Below are 15,568 nucleotides of genomic sequence, written 5' to 3' on the forward strand. Positions count from 1 at the left end.
GCATTCCCCGATAGGTTCGAGGACTCAGCAGCATCGGCATGCTGCGCTACATTTCTCCTTAGCATTACGGAGTCAATACGGACTTAGTCCGTAATGAGTCCGTATTGATTCCGTAATGCTAAGGGGGAAGAGCTTTTTTATAGCCCGAGGAGATAAGCGAGATCAGGTTGATAAGTGTTTCGGGTAGGGCTAATCCACTTGGCGTAGCAATATAGACCGGTTCCCAGACAGGATTGAACTTGTCCTTGTATTGCCGAAGCCCCTGCAGCTGGTAAAAGTGGTTTCCGTATTTGAATATGAGTGAGCCCAAACGGTGCCAAAGGGGTGCCAAAGCTCTGTTTTGCATTCCTGAAAATGGTGCTATGCCAAGATCAAACCACTGGTAAGCGTTGGCTTTTCCCCAAAGCATCACCTGTATGAAGAGATACTCCATCACTTTGGATTCGGTTGCGGGTAAATAGCGCATTAAATCTACTGAAATTTCATCTTTTCTTTCCGTTAACCAGAGGTTGGCGAAGGCGATTATTTCGTTGTCTTTTTGAACGACACCCATGGGGAAGAGGCTAATATACTCCGGGGAATAGAAACCCAGGGAAAACCCCTTTTCTTTGGTGCGTTTATCAGAAAGCCAGGCATCTGAGATATGTTTGATTCGGGGGAGCAGGCTGGGTAAATCTGTCTGGTTGATAATGTTGAAGCTATAGCCACGTGACTCCACATGATTAATCGTTTGCCGCCGCCGCTTATTGGCAGGGTCAGCAAGGTTAAAAGTCGGTAAATTCACTCTGGCTGTTTCGCCGATTTTTATCAGGGAAAGACCCATGTCCAAATATAAATCCAAATTACCGGAGCTCACTTCATAGAAAATTGCTCTGCCCCCATGCTGATCACAGTATTCGCGAAATTGCCAGGCAAGCTCCTGAACATCTTCTTTTTTCCCAATGGGATCGCCCATTACCACCCAACTTTTTCCCTCTACCGCATACATGATAAGGGCAGTTTGCTGCTTGTTGATAAAGAAGCGTTTATCCCCCAGAAAAGCAAGATTGCTATTAGTATGGGAGGATTGGCGAATTATGCTTTCGATCACATCGGGGCTTGGACTGGCATCTGCTGCCGGATGATAGCTTCTAAACAATCTCAGTATGCTGTAGAGAGAGATAAAACCTACAATGGCGACAAGCATGCGTAAAAAACGGGAGGCATCTCCATGCAAACTAAATTGCCACCACAGCTCAGTAGAGTATTGAATGTGCTTATAGGAAAAAAAACCCAGCCAGATTGTAGAGCCAAGGGCTACTGTGATGGACAATAGCCAGGCAACCGAAAATGGCTGATCTATCAGATGCGATTTTCGATAAAAATGCTTCTGGCAGGGAATCAGTGCAAGCAGCATCAATCCAAGCGTAAGTGCTTCTTCGTAATCATGACCCTTAAAAATGGACACAAAAATCCCAGCCGTCATAGCCACGATAGTAAGATAATAAGCTGAATTCAATCTTCTTTGCAAACCCCTGGCTAAGAAGAGTAATGCAATGCCAATAATACTGGCAAAAAAATGTGAAATCTCGATTACCGGCACCGGCACAAATTCATGCACCGCCAATAGCCTTTGCCTGAGAGAGGGTGTGGCATTGGAAAACAACAGGATTACCCCCCCTAAGAACGAGATAATAGAAAAAATCTGCGGTGCCAGAGGACCCACAATGTTGTCATAACTCTTTACAGCTTTAAACAAGTACTTCTTTTGACGGACAAGTTCTTCACCGCTGAACAAGGCAGTTGCCAACCCCAAAGGCAAAATATAATACACCACTCTATAAGCCATCAACGTGCCCAATATCTGCAGAGCCGGGAAAGTACTGCCCAGTAGCAAGAGCATTGTCGCTTCAAAAACTCCCAAACCTCCCGGAACCTGGCTTATTACCCCCACAAACTGAGCCAAAAGGAAAAAACTAATCAAAGTAAAATACGATATCTGATTCCCACCGGGTAAGAGAACATACAGCACAGAGGCGGCTATGATCCAATCAAAAGATGAAATCAGCAGTTGCGCGATACCCATGGATGGTTTTGGCAGACTGAAAGACCATTTGCGGATTTTTAACTCACCGGTTTTCCAGTGTATCAATGCAAAGTATGCCCCCACAATTAGCAGAAAAACCACCCCAATTACCCTGAGGGACAAAAATGATAGCTGCAGCCCCGGTGGTACAGGCATCGGGGCTATGCTAAACATCAATCCGGTTAAAAAAAGAAAGCCCAGCCACAGTGTGAATGTGCAAAATGCTACCACCTTCGCTACATCAAAGGCTCCCAAACCCCAGGCTGAATACAGGCGATAGCGGATTGCCCCTGTTATCAAAGGGTGCCCCATATTGTTGCTAAACGCATAACTGATAAAAGAGGATATGGATATTCGGGCGTATTTTATACTGTGTCCCACGTATTTGATAGCCATGAAATCGTAAAAAGTCAGCACAAAATAACTGATAAAAGTAAGCCCAATAGCCCACCAGATATTCGCTTGGGGGATACTGTGGAAAGCTTGAGAAACCTCATGATAGTGATATTGCCGCAGTCTCTGGTGTATAAAGACAAACACGAAACACAATGCAGCCACGCTGATGGCAATCCCGAATACTGCTGAGCGACTGGTTTTTTTACTCATTGCGATTTGCCTGCTAATCCCGCACGTGTTTGTAAAAATAATGTTTGGCTATCTCCGTAACGCAGATGTAGGAAACGATTATCAGAACGAGGAAAACCATGAATTTGAAGGGAAGAGCCACAAAACCCATCAATTGAGCGATAGGCGTGTAGGGTAGTAACAGCGTGGCTGCTACAACTATAATTGTGGCAAGTAACAGCGCTTTGCCGGGTTTGCTTCGATAAAAAACCTTGCGGGTGCGGATAACCATTACAATCAACGATGCTGAAATAACCGATTCCACAAACCAGCCGGTCCTGAATTCCTCAGGACTGGCATGAAGGATAAGCAGCAGTACCCCGAAAGTGAGATAATCAAAGATGGAACTCACCAGTCCAAAAGTGAGCATAAAATTACGAATAAACTTGATGTTCCAGCGGTGAGGTGCCTTAATCATTTCCTCGTCAACAGTATCGGTAGCAATATTCATCTCCGGAAAATCGGTAGCCAGGTTGGTAAGGAGTACCTGTTTGGGTAAAAGGGGCAGGAAACTAAGAAACAGTGATGCGCCAGCCATGCTGAACATATTGCCAAAATTGGCACTGGTTGCCATAAATACATATTTCATGGTATTGGCAAAAGTCCTGCGTCCCAAAATAACTCCTTCAACTATCACGCCAAGGTCATTTTCCAGTAAAACAATATCAGCAGCATCTTTGGCAACATCTACTGCCGTGTTTACCGAGATGCCAACATCAGCAGCATGCAAAGCAGAAGCATCATTGATGCCGTCACCGATATAACCTACGACATTGCCTATTTTCTTCAATGCCAGGATGATGCGTTCTTTTTGGTTTGGCTCCACTTCGGCAAAGATATCGGTATGCATTGCCCGCATCGGCAATGCCAGGGAGCTGATATTGTTCAGGTCTTTTCCGGTGAGGATTTTTGGAGAGGCTAAACCCAAATCCGCACCCAGTTTGGCAGCCACCAGATGGTTGTCTCCTGTGATTACTTTCAGACTGATTCCGGTCTTTTTCAGCGTGGAAATAATAGCCCTGATGTTTGCTTTCAAAGGATCGTGAAGCGTCAGAAAACCTGTAAATACCATACCTTCTTCACAATTTTTGCTGAACACGGCATTCGATTCCAGATATTTGTAAGCAAGCCCCAAAGTTCGGAAACCACTGGCACTATTTTCAGCAAAAAGCTTTTCAATTTGGGGGATCATTTCCAATATATCTACGCGGTTGCCATCCGGCAGTTCTGCTTGGGAGCATACTTCCAGGATATTGGACATAGCACCTTTGGTTATCATCAGGAGTTTGTTATCTTCTGCCACAAGCACACTAAGACGTTTGCGGCTAAAATCGTAGGGAGCTTCATTCCGCTTGCTGAAACGGGAAATATCCAGGATGCGGTGATCGCGAATAGCCTGGTCTATGGGATTGGTAAAGCCGGATTCAAACGAAGCATTTAAGAAAGCATGCAAAAATACTTTTTCATTAGGGATTCCTGTGGTTCCCAAGGCAGATTGGAGCATTACTGTTCCTTCGGTAAGCGTACCTGTTTTATCGGAGCACAGGATATTCATGGAGCCAAAGTTTTCGATGGAAGCCAGGCGCTTTACGATCACTTTGTGCTTTGCCATATTCCGCGCCCCATGGGATAGATTGATACTGATGATTGCCGGCAGAAGCTGGGGTGTAAGCCCAACAGCCAAAGCCATGGAAAATAGCAGCGAATCAATTACAGGCCGGTTGAGATATACATTTACAGCAAAAATGATTATGACAATAACGCTGGTCAATTCCATCAGCATATAACCAAAACGGCGAATTCCGTGTTCAAATTCTGTTTCGGGAGGATGATGGGATAAACTATCGCTAACTTTACCAAATTCTGTTTCCTTGCCTGTGTGTATAACCACTGCTTTGGCATCGCCGCTGATAACATGAGTGCCCATCCACAATGCATTGGAACGCTGCATCAGTGCTGTGTCTTCGGGCAGTATTGCCTCGCTCTTTTCCACCGGAAAGGTTTCTCCGGTTAGTGAAGCTTCATCCACAAAGAGATCCTGAGATTCAAAAATCAAGCAATCACCAGGGATAACATCTCCCGCATCCAGAATTACGATATCTCCCGGAACCACATCTTCCACAGCAATATCAACTTGCTTTCCACCTCGTAAAACACACGCTTCAATCCGAACAAGCGCCAACAGCTTGGCCACTGCATTTGTAGCTCCGCGCTCCTGAAAAAACCCCAATAATCCACTAATCGCAACTATGGACAGGATTATCACCGCATCAGCACGATCGTGGAGCAATATCGAAAGCAAAGAAGCTAAGATGAGTATCAAAATGATCGGACTGGTGAATTGCGTAATGAATAGCCGCAAAGCACTGTGGGATTGCCGCTTTTTTAGGCTATTTAGGGAATTTTGTTTCATCCTAAGATTTGCGCTATCAACAGATAAACCTTCTTTAGATGTGTCGAATTTTAAGAACACAGCCGCCTGTGGCTGACTCCAAAAGGCAAACTTGTTTTCATTCATCTTCATCTCCTATGTTCACAGAAATTTACAATTACAATTCGTCAAGTGTTATATCTGGTTTATTTGTTTGCTCCCAAGCAACAGATGCAAATACGCCCAAACCTGATTCCATTGTCATGACCTGTGAAAAAACGCCTTCCCATTGCTTCATCAGCGCAAGTACCGCAACGCAAAGCATGGACTAACCCTCGTGCGCTTGGAACCGATAAAGGTCACGATGCTCAATCAGACCGAAGGTGTTTCTGCCTGTTTTGATGAAGCGGTCATAGCGATAGTCTTTCTTGAGTAACGCAGAAACAATTGATTCCCGATAAAACTCAACGCCAAACTTCTCAGAGACAAATGTACTAATCTCCGTCACATGCAGTGGCGTCCTCGACTCTAAAAGTAGCTGATAGATATACTCCAGTTGCGACTTACGCTTTTCCCTATCAATGTCTGTTGGCGTAACCTTGCCTTTCATAACCTCGCGGATAGCCCTGAGCTGGTCTTTGAGTTTGATCTCCTCAATCTCTAATAAGGCTTGCTTGATGTCGTTGTCTTTTATGGTAAACTCCTTATAATGCGTTTTTCCCATAATATTCAAGCAGGAATATATATGTCGAGAACTATATTAGATGTCTAAGTAAAATGTCCAAACTCCAAGGGTGGGTACGTGGGCGTGGGTTTAAACCCACGTCTGGAGTTTGTAGTGCGGTGCTAAAAATAAATGTCTTGACGAATGAGCCCCGTCCAAATCTTTGGGGCGGTATGTTTAAAAACGATAAAAAATATTATAATATGGGAGCGTAAGCCAATGAAAAAGTTTTCCTGGCGCGGTTTAGTCATAATCGCCTTCATGCTGGTCACAGTATTTTTCCTGGCTCCTTTGATGATCAAAAACCTGCCGGCTTGGTGGGCGTCCAGAAAGCTAAATCTCGGGCTTGATCTAAAAGGCGGCATGCAGATACTTCTTGAAGTGGACACATCGGAACTGACAGCGGGCGAGATCGACGGTGCTGTGAAAAACAACATCGAGATCATTCGCAATCGTATCGATCAATTCGGCGTTGCCGAACCATCAATCCAGAAATTGGGTGAAAAACGGATCATGGTCCAATTGCCCGGTGTGAAGGATCACCTCGCCGCGGAGAATCTCGTGCAAAAGACCGCCATGCTCGAATTTAAGCTGGTGGCGCCAAATGAGGAAGCGGAACGCGTGGTCGCCCAGATCGATCAAAATATCTCCATGAATCTTCAATCCTTTCCCAAATTGGCAGAACTGGATAGAAAAGACAGAGCCTTGGCAGACAGTCTGAAGGTCGCATCCGACACCCTCGGCACCAAAGACGGAATCTTCAAAAGCTTTATCAGTCGCGGCGAAGTGGATTATCTGGTGCAGGTGGAAAACGTGCGCCTGATGCAAAGCTTGATCGCAGACAGCCTTTTTGCAAGAGTGGTTCCGATGGGCTACCAGGTTTCCCTTGGCAAAGCCGATCTGGAAGCGGTCAAAGCGGATCGCAGCCTTTATATCCTCAAATCCGCGGTCGAAATGTCCGGAACGGATATCTCTCGTGCAAGAGTGGATTTTGGCTCCGCCACCTCCACCGATCCCAGAACTGCAAACAAGCCCTACGTGTCCCTGGAAATGAAACGCGAGGGCGCGAGAAAGTTTGAACGCGTCACCAACGACAACGTTGGCAAGCGCCTCGCCATCGTCCTGGACGACGTCGTCTATTCCGCTCCGAACATCCAGGAACGTATTGCCGGCGGCAGAGCGCAGATCACAGGCAGATTCACAACCTCCGAAGCCAACGAACTGGCAATCCTGCTCAACAGCAAAAACCTGGATGCCCCCATCCGTCCAATCAGCACCACTATCATCGGCGCTACCTTGGGAACGGACAGCATCCGCAGCGGAACCAAAGCCGGTATCATCGGACTCATTGCCGTGATACTCTTTATGATAGTCTATTACAAGGTTGCCGGATTGATCGCAGATTTCGTGCTCGTCTTCAACATCGGTTTCATTCTCTCGGTTTTGACCATGTTTGGCGCCACGCTCACGCTTCCCGGTATCGCCGGTATCATCCTCACCATAGGCATGGCGGTGGATGCAAACGTGTTGGTGTTTGAACGCATCCGCGAAGAACTCGATGCGGGCAAAACGCCGCGCAGTGCAGTTGACGCAGGTTACAAACGCGCCATCATCACTATTTGGGATGCAAATATCACCACCCTGATCGCTGCTGCGGTGCTATATAATTTTGGCTCCGGTCCCATCCGGGGATTTGCCATTACCCTCGCGATCGGCATCATCGGTTCCATGTTCTGCGCCCTCATCTTTGTGCGCACTATTCTGGACAACTTTGTCCTCGTCGGCAACAAAAAGAATCTGAGCATTTGAGGAGATTATCATGAGACTGTTTAGAAATACAAACATTCCCTTCGTCAGAGTTCGCTACGTTGCCTATGTCATTTCCGCCATACTGATCCTGGCGGGCATCTTTGCATTCATCACCAAAGGCTTGAACTGGAGCATAGATTTCACCAGCGGCGTGGCGGCAAAAGTCAGCCTCAAAGCCTTGGATGAAACCATCCCCAAGGTTCGAATCGCGGAACTTCGTTCCGTTCTCAAAAACAATGGGTTCCCCGAAGCGGAAATCCAACATATCGGCGAGCCGGATAATTCATCCTTCATGATCAAGATCAAAAGCAAAACCGATGAAGCGGATGTCTCCAGCGAAACCAAAAACCGCATCCTCGAGATTTTGACCCAAAACTTCTCAAAATATGTCGAGGGCAGAAACCTCAGCACGGAAGTGATCGAAGAAATCTATGTAGTCGGACCCAAGGTCGGAGCCGAACTCCGCACCCAGGCTATGTTGGCGGTGATCATCTCCCTCGTGCTGATGATCATCTATATCTGGTTCCGCTTTGAGCTCACCTTTGGAGTGATGGCGATCGTCGCCCTCTTTCACGACGTGATGATCATCGTCGGCATCTTTGCCCTCACCGGCAAGGAGATCACCATCCAGATCATTGCCGCGCTGCTCACGATTGTCGGGTATTCGATCAACGATACCATCGTGATCTTTGACCGCATCCGTGAAGATCTCAAAGTACATCGCAAAGACCCGATCCCAGTGATCTTCAACCGGTCAATCAACCAGACCCTCGGCAGAACCACGATCACCGCGGGCACGACTTTGATGACCGCGCTGGCGCTGTTCTTCTTCGGCGGCACCGTGCTGCACGATTTTGCCTTTGCCATGTGCCTGGGTATTTTCTTCGGAACTTACTCCTCCATCTTCGTGGCGAGCAACCTCGTGCTCGACGCTTATGCCGTTACCCACAAGGAAAAACAAGCCATCCAGCACCTTACCAAAAAGAAATAAAACCAATCTTTACTTAACAATGCTGTTCTACCGGCGGGATTACAAATCCTGCCGGTTTTCTTTTTGTGAACGGCTGGAAAGGCGTTCCTGTAGCGCAGCATGCCGATGCTGCGAAGGTGGAGAGATGTGAGATGAGTGATGTGAGATGTGAGATGTTTGTCGGCGAACAGGTGAGTGAGTGAACCAACTCTGCAGTTCACCTATTCACCTATTCACCTATTCACCTGTTCCCCCGTTCACCTGTTCACTTGAAAAAAGAGATGAGGCTCAACCCTGACCAGTCCGCAGGGCGGAACATGGAATTACCGACGTCTCCGTCGGTTCTTGCGCGGCAACCCCATCAGGGGCGACACAAGATACTTCAATGTTTGATCATCACTATCTTGCTGGAGGAAAGCGTCTTGGAGCCGCTCTTTGCCAGCACGAAGTAGATTCCGGTTCCGCTTTTTGTGCCGTGGGAGTCTTTGCCGTCCCACTCGATCAGTATCTTGTTTTTGCTTGGTGTGCCCTGATAGATGCTGCGGATCTTCTGTCCGCGCATGTTATAGATCGCGATCTCGATGGGTTCGGTGAGTGGTTTTTCCATGGAAAGGCGAATATGTGCCCGGTTTTTGAATGGATTGGGAAAGGAGGCGATCTTCAAGTCGATTGAGCTGAATTCGTCTTCGACCGAAGTGACGTCCGCGTTTGTGAATAGCTTGAAATCATCGATGAAAATGCCGTTTGCCGTTGTGCTTGAGTTTGTTCTCAGGTTAAAGCGGATGTATAGATTGGAACCGATAAAGCTGTTCAGATCATAGGAATAGAGCGTCCAGGGCGAGGTGCCGTTGAAGTAATCCAGCACAAACCAATTCTGATTGTCCAGAGAGTATTGGAGGGCGACGAAATCTCCGTCCAAGGCGATGGCGGTCTTTGCCCAAAATTGCAGATTGGCATTGAGGATGTTGTGCAGATTGAGAGGGTTGATCAGCTTGCAATAGGTATTTTGATCGTTTTGATAGCTGCCGCTTGGTGAATCCGCGAGTGAATAGTTTCCACCATAGGCTTCGGCAGTGCTGCGGTTCCAGGCTCCGGTGCGCTGCCAGGCGCTGATCCCGGTTTCAAAGGTTTCCTGTAGGATTGGAATACTGGTCAGCCGCAGTCCGATATCCGGTGAGGCGATGTTGCGCATAATATGCAGAGTCTCATAGCCGGCTTTGCTCACGGATAAGTGATATTGTCCGGGGAAGAAAGCGGGAATACTGATCCTTCCATCGGCGTCGGATATGTATGTGGGAAGATCGAGATTCTCAAATACCAGAGCCGCGCCCGCCAAGGGTTCAAAAAAATCTCCCCGGATCAGGATGCTGAGCTGGTAGGCTTCGCTGGGCGTCAGGCTCACGTTCTCGGTCGTCACTCCAAGCTCGCTAATGCTTACGTAGCGCTCTTCGGTGAGGTATCCTGGGCGCATGTATCTGGCAAGATATTCTCCCGCGGGCAGCAGGTAATAATATGATCCAAAAAGCGCATCGGACTTGATCGGAACACGGTATAGAGGATGATCGTCGATGCCGCTGATGTGCACTGTCGCTTGCAAAGGTGCACCGGTGAGCGTGTCTGTAATATTGCCTTTCAGCATCTTTTTATTCTTGCGCTGAAAGAGCTTCATCGCGCCATTGACGTTGTTTTGAACGATTTGAGGGATTTGGGCAGCGGGTGGAATAAACTGGGTTGCCATCTCTACGGTAAAGCCAAAAGCACCGGTTTCGGCATAGATCCAATCTTCGGAAGTGCCGCTGGCGGGATAGAGTTGCCACGCCGGCATGGGATCATAGGTTCCGCCGTTTTGTTTTGGGATCAAAGCCGCCATTTCCACCGCCAGAGCGTTTTGTTCGAAATTATCCGGCGAATAGATGTCAAAGACGTATCCAAAAGGATAGAGCACCATCTCACCATAGGTGTGATACGATATCCCGGCAAGGAATCTCCGGGAAAGCAAAAGGTTTCTGAGAGCGGTTGTTTCCGGCTCTGAAAAGCCGGATGGACCATGATATGTGGGATAATAGATGTCGTCTGTGGAGCTCATGTAGCCCCATTCAAAGGCATAATTGCGGTTCAAGTCCACTCCGTCGTCCCCGCCGCCGTAAATGTCAAAATCAAAGCTGAAGTTATTATTGTTGTCGCGGATGTTCTTTCTCCACCAGACATCGGTCTGATCGATCACAATCTTGTGTCCATCGGGGTTTAGGAGAGGAACAAACCAGATTTCGGCAGTGTTCAAAATATCAGTGGAGGATGGATTTGTGCCATAGCCTTCCAGCAGATTGATCAGGATCGCCATGCTCACTTCGGTGCTGATCGGCTCTCGGGCATGGTGTTCGCCAACGATGTAGAAAGCGGGCTCGTCTTCGGTTTCTTGCACGTTGTTTGAGCACTTGACAGCCCAAAGCTGATGTTGGAAGCTCTGGTAATTGGTAAGATTTTGCGCTGCGTAGCCATGTCCCACTGATTGACCGATACTGACCACCTGAACCAGATTGGGATATTGGGTCTGCAATTGAAATAGCTCCGCTTGTAGCTGCTGGTAATTGCGATATCCGGGAATGTCTCGATGGCTGCCGGCAAGATTGGTCTTGAGCTGCGCTTCCGTCTGCGTGATATAGATATTGGGAAACTCGCGATAAAGCGCAAGGAATCCGTCATTTGATACCACAAGATCGAGATATTCTCCCGGACGGTGGGACGCGATATCGGCTCCCTGATTGGTGAATCTTTCCACCAACGCCATCGTGGGATTGTCGATGCGGACGACCATGCGCTGAGGATTGGGCTCTGCGCTCGGCAGATTGACGCAGAAGAGCAAGATAAGAATTGCAAGGATCAGTTTCATAAAGAAGCTCCTTATTATGTGGGTAAAAAAAACGCAGTGGGGAATGCCGGGCGGCATCCCCACTGCTCGGAGGGCATTCTATGTAGGGTCTGTAGGCTAAGGTCGTTTATAGACATGGGCTGTTTTCTGTCAAGAACTTTATGCGGTTTTTTGCAAATATTTTTGTTGATTATTATCCACAATTTGCTAATTTCCGATTATCATCTTGCGGGAGTAGGACTTATCTCCAAGTCGCAGGTTCAAAATATATATCCCAGGAGACAAAACTTTACCATTGTTATCCCTACTGTTCCAAAGAATTCGATTAACTCCGTTGAAGACCGCTCGTGTATTATGTTGATAAACAAGTTGCCCGCGGATGTTGAATACTTTCAACATTATTTCATCGTTCCGGTGGCTTTTATAGTCGAGATTCACATGGCTGTCTTTAGTTCCGCGGAAGGGATTTGGATAGAGAGCGAGGAAAGCGGACGAAATTGGGGGACTGCTCTGATCATCGCCGGAAACCGTATCGATGGGGATCATCTGCCACTGGTCGCCACTCGGATAGACCATCGTATTTGGCGGCGTGGAGTTATCATAAGCGATTATCTGATAGTAGAATGCGACGTCTCCGGTCACAAACTCCGGATAGTAATCAAAGCTCCAGATTCCGGTCTGTGTTTCATTCATGGAAACGGATATCGGAGCTGCTGCATCCACGCGATAACGAAAGATCACCTGGCTGATGCCGAAATTGTCGTTGACGATAGCGCTGAAAGTAACCGGCTCGCTTTGCTGTACCATGGATGCCACGGGAGGAACATGTTCGATAGTTGGAGGGACAGCATCCGGAGCGATGATGAAACGATGCGGATCGCGGGCACCGGTAAAGGGATGATCGGTCGATCTGCCGGATTGATCGGCAGCGTGCACAAAATAGCGGATCGTGTCCCCGGGAGCGAAACCTCCGACCATGGTGTTGAAGTTGTTTCCGGCGATGTTGATCAAATTGGCACGCAGCCAGGCACCGCTATTGATCTTGTATGAAACAAAGAGCGAATCGGAAAAGAGAGCAGTGTTGCTATATGCTTTGATCCGTACGGCAAAATCGAACCCAGCGGAAAGCGGATGCGTCCCCCAGTGCGGATTATGCGTGATGTGCAACATTTGTCCGTCCGGAATCTCATGCACGCGGCAATGCAGCGCGTCAGTGGATTCCCAAGGCGCGGAAGAGGGTCCCGCCACTCCGATAACTTCATATCCCGGCAGTGCAGTGCGATAAACCTGCAAAGCCGCTGCATCGTTGGTGCTATTCATGATCGGAACGAAGACCTTCCTGTTGACGATATAGGAATTCGTATAGGGTTGATTTTGGGGGGTGTTCACCCGATAGACCTTGTAAGGATAACCCCAGGCGCAATTTAGATTGGCAAAATAGTTCGCCGTCTGTTCGATGGCGCTATATTGAGCATGGGTGGTGGGAACGCTGCGGATCAGGACTTTGTCCGGCGCGAGGAATTTTCCCCAGCAATCGATGTGGTCGATGTAGGTATTATTTGGATCAGGCAAGACATGATAACTAGTGATTCCCAAATATGCCTGCATTTTGGCATTTACCTGAGCCTGGGTGAGAGAGCTGTTTTCCGTATAGGCGATCATCGTTTGCGCGGCAGTATTGATCCCATCGGTCATATAATTGCCTCCGGTCTGCTGCAAATTCATTCCATAATAGGTCAGCGAGCTCTGCCCTGCAAAAATCTGCGGGATCATGTTGTCATTCGGTCTCGGACGATTGTATTGAAAATCCACTACGCTGAGATTGTCATTTCCGTCAAAGATGAACAATGGACCGTAATCTCTCGTCCAATATGATTCCGTTGCCGCGATCATGAAAGCTACGTTTGCCATGTTCACGCCGCCGGAGTTGAAAGCGGTTACGGCTTGATTTTGAACGCTGGTCGAAGATACGATGGTGAGCACCTGAAGCGTGTTTGAAAGCTGAGCCACGAGGGATACCGGAATCCCCAACGGATAGCGGATCATCACCTGGGAAGCGGGATCGAATTCGGAGACGGGACGCACCGGTCCGGTTGGCGGATTTGTCTCGATAAACCGGCTTAAAACACCGGTTAGATCAGTTTTGAGAACCTGATCTCCAAACAGCGGCAGTTGCAAGGAAAGCAATGCCAGCACCACGACACAAGCAAGGAAACAATTTTTAAAGCTCATTTGACTTTTATACTCCATTATAGATTCAATTACTTACTGTAATGATACAATTTCCATGCCGTTTCCAAAGTTTTTTTTCTCACTACTTGTTAGAAAAATGACTCCATTATCGAAAGGTTCATTTGATCCTATTTCAGCAACATCATTTTGAGAACACGGTTGGATTTACCCTGCTCAAGTTTGGCAAAATAGAGACCGGAGCTGACGAGTAAACCTCTTTCATCGACTCCAGCCCAAGTGACTGTATGATGTCCTTTGGCAAGTGGCGCTGAGAGCAAATGGTTGACTTTCTGCCCTTTGAGATTGTAAATCGTCAGATTGGTCAAGCCTGTTTCGGGAAGGATAAAACTAATCACGGTTTGCGGATTGAAGGGATTGGGGTAGTTGTAGAGAACGAGACCGGGCGAAACCGGAATCAGGCACTGATCATCACTATCCACGTTCTCAAGCTGCAACGGGATATTGAGCATTGTATCTTCACCCTCGACCACTACTACGTTTGGGATAACCAAATCCGCATAGTCCCACCGGCTGATTTTGATAGTATAAGTTCCCGTGCCGGTAGGATAGGGAAAACAACCCAGAGTATCGCTAAACTCCGGCAGTTTGCCCGTGATCTCGATCTTGGCACAATCCACCGGACGCATACTGACCGCATCATAGACATAACCGCTGATCCCGCCAATATAAATGGAATTATACTCATAAGCGCCGATATCGACTGTGCGCGGACCGTCAAATGTGCCGGGAGCGACTCTCTTGTGGTGTTTGATATCAAAAGCAGGTAAATCGGCTATGATTGCCCCAGCATCAATACAGGGAGAATCAGCTTGCAGAGAATAATCTCCATTGACCGGATCAACAAAGAGCGGATCGGCTACGATGTTGCCAAAACTTCCGACAAAATAACTTAGCGGGATATTTAAGGACATGCAGTTATGAACAAAAAGAGGAATCTGCGCGGGATCAAAACTTGAAGAGCTAATTTGTATTAAATCTGAGATGATATTGTTGTAAAATATACCACTTGGATGATTGCCGTTAAACAGAACTCGGAAGTTAACAAAAGTGTTGTTTATGACTTTTGGTCTCGCTCTATTCGAGTACATAACACGGGGATAGCTTATACTGTCAGGGTTGATTATGACAAACAAGTTGTTAAACAATCTAAATTCACCCGCATACTGGTTGGGGTAATTATCCAATTCAATAGCAGTTCCACAATTTGTTGCAACGATGTTATTATACATATAAGTATTCGGTCCGTGAGTCCGATATACGTTCACCTGGACAGAGCCGTAAAGATAGTTATCTGAAACAGCGTTTGTGCCAACACCGCCGCTACCGATAGTTAGAGGCATATTATGCGGATTGGCATTTATGGGCTTAATCAGTGTATTTCTTCTGCAAAAGGCTATTGTTCCAGTTGGTGAGCTGCATCCCATACTACCCGCCCCATTTAGCACCAAGTTCCCATAAGTGGAAACAATACCAATCTCAGATTTAATTTCTCTATTGTCGTATGAGGCGTTCATATTGTCATATACATTATTAAGTACTAAGTTATCAGTATAATAACCACCCCTCCGCCCCGACTAGCATTTCCGGTGAAGTAACACTTTGCTATCGTCACTTTATAGTTGTTTTCAGGAATGTTGTAATAACCAGGACTTAAGCCAAGAAATCCCGCGTAGCCGAAAGGCGTGGGATATGAGTTGTTAAAAGAGTAGAATTTACAGTCATATATTACTATATCCTTGAGCAAGTTATACAAAGTTTATTTTGTAATGTCATAAATCAAGATAACTGCAATGGCACAACGATGAAACAGTCTCGTTAGTCAAGTCTCCAAACACGTCTACCATGTGTGCCATCATTTGCTTGAGTGAATCGAAGACACGATT

At 47.2% G+C, this 15,568-nt stretch carries 9 protein-coding genes; 2 read left to right on the top strand and 7 right to left on the bottom strand.

What is annotated here, in order from left to right:
- Positions 1-118 precede the first annotated feature (118 nt).
- The 4 genes from mprF to Q8M98_03895 are packed head-to-tail and all read right to left on the bottom strand — an operon-like array spanning position 119 to position 5,784.
- On the bottom strand, positions 119-2,671 hold the full coding sequence (gene mprF / locus Q8M98_03880) for a bifunctional lysylphosphatidylglycerol flippase/synthetase MprF (protein ID MDP3113897.1): 2,553 nt from the start codon (positions 2,669-2,671) through the stop codon (positions 119-121).
- Positions 2,672-2,684: 13 nt separating this feature from the next.
- Positions 2,685-5,207 carry a magnesium-translocating P-type ATPase gene (gene mgtA / locus Q8M98_03885; GenBank protein ID MDP3113898.1) on the bottom strand — a complete coding sequence of 841 codons (2,523 nt, stop codon included), beginning with the start codon at positions 5,205-5,207 and terminating at the stop codon, positions 2,685-2,687.
- Between the two features lie 31 nt (positions 5,208-5,238).
- Entirely contained in the window at positions 5,239-5,385 is a 147-nt protein-coding gene (locus Q8M98_03890; GenBank protein MDP3113899.1) for a hypothetical protein, read from the bottom strand.
- A 3-nt stretch (positions 5,386-5,388) separates the two neighbouring features.
- Positions 5,389-5,784 (bottom strand): hypothetical protein, encoded by a 396-nt coding sequence (locus Q8M98_03895; protein MDP3113900.1) that lies wholly within the window; start codon positions 5,782-5,784, stop codon positions 5,389-5,391.
- Positions 5,785-6,003: 219 nt separating this feature from the next.
- On the opposite strand from Q8M98_03895, the gene secD reads away from it, so the two are divergent.
- A complete protein-coding gene (gene secD, locus Q8M98_03900; protein ID MDP3113901.1) occupies positions 6,004-7,593 on the top strand; it encodes a protein translocase subunit SecD in 1,590 nt (529 codons plus the stop codon).
- A gap of 10 nt (positions 7,594-7,603) precedes the next feature.
- Positions 7,604-8,584, top strand: a complete 981-nt coding sequence (secF, locus tag Q8M98_03905; GenBank protein MDP3113902.1) for a protein translocase subunit SecF — start codon at positions 7,604-7,606, stop codon at positions 8,582-8,584.
- A gap of 361 nt (positions 8,585-8,945) precedes the next feature.
- On the opposite strand, the gene Q8M98_03910 is transcribed toward secF, so the two are convergent.
- The 3 genes from Q8M98_03910 to Q8M98_03920 all read right to left on the bottom strand — a co-directional run bounded on the left by Q8M98_03910 (position 8,946) and on the right by Q8M98_03920 (position 14,596).
- The gene (locus Q8M98_03910) at positions 8,946-11,453 is read right to left on the bottom strand and encodes a M14 family zinc carboxypeptidase (GenBank protein ID MDP3113903.1); all 2,508 of its coding nucleotides are present in this window, start codon (positions 11,451-11,453) and stop codon (positions 8,946-8,948) included.
- A gap of 186 nt (positions 11,454-11,639) precedes the next feature.
- Positions 11,640-13,664 (bottom strand): agmatine deiminase family protein, encoded by a 2,025-nt coding sequence (locus tag Q8M98_03915; protein ID MDP3113904.1) that lies wholly within the window; start codon positions 13,662-13,664, stop codon positions 11,640-11,642.
- A 128-nt stretch (positions 13,665-13,792) separates the two neighbouring features.
- A complete protein-coding gene (locus Q8M98_03920) occupies positions 13,793-14,596 on the bottom strand; it encodes a T9SS type A sorting domain-containing protein (GenBank protein MDP3113905.1) in 804 nt (267 codons plus the stop codon).
- Positions 14,597-15,568: the final 972 nt, after the last annotated feature.

Source organism: Candidatus Cloacimonadaceae bacterium (genome assembly GCA_030693415.1).
Classification (GTDB): domain Bacteria; phylum Cloacimonadota; class Cloacimonadia; order Cloacimonadales; family Cloacimonadaceae; genus JAUYAR01.

What these genes read in the sequence shown, in the direction of transcription:
- secF (MDP3113902.1), top strand. Translation starts at nt 7,604, where the DNA reads ATGAGACTGTTTAGAAATACAAACATTCCCTTCGTCAGAGTTCGCTAC.
- Q8M98_03915 (MDP3113904.1), bottom strand. Translation starts at nt 13,664, where the DNA reads ATGAGCTTTAAAAATTGTTTCCTTGCTTGTGTCGTGGTGCTGGCATTG.
- Q8M98_03890 (MDP3113899.1), bottom strand. Translation starts at nt 5,385, where the DNA reads ATGCTTTGCGTTGCGGTACTTGCGCTGATGAAGCAATGGGAAGGCGTT.
- Q8M98_03920 (MDP3113905.1), bottom strand. Translation starts at nt 14,596, where the DNA reads ATGTCCTTAAATATCCCGCTAAGTTATTTTGTCGGAAGTTTTGGCAAC.
- mgtA (MDP3113898.1), bottom strand. Translation starts at nt 5,207, where the DNA reads ATGAATGAAAACAAGTTTGCCTTTTGGAGTCAGCCACAGGCGGCTGTG.
- Q8M98_03895 (MDP3113900.1), bottom strand. Translation starts at nt 5,784, where the DNA reads ATGGGAAAAACGCATTATAAGGAGTTTACCATAAAAGACAACGACATC.
- mprF (MDP3113897.1), bottom strand. Translation starts at nt 2,671, where the DNA reads ATGAGTAAAAAAACCAGTCGCTCAGCAGTATTCGGGATTGCCATCAGC.
- secD (MDP3113901.1), top strand. Translation starts at nt 6,004, where the DNA reads ATGAAAAAGTTTTCCTGGCGCGGTTTAGTCATAATCGCCTTCATGCTG.
- Q8M98_03910 (MDP3113903.1), bottom strand. Translation starts at nt 11,453, where the DNA reads ATGAAACTGATCCTTGCAATTCTTATCTTGCTCTTCTGCGTCAATCTG.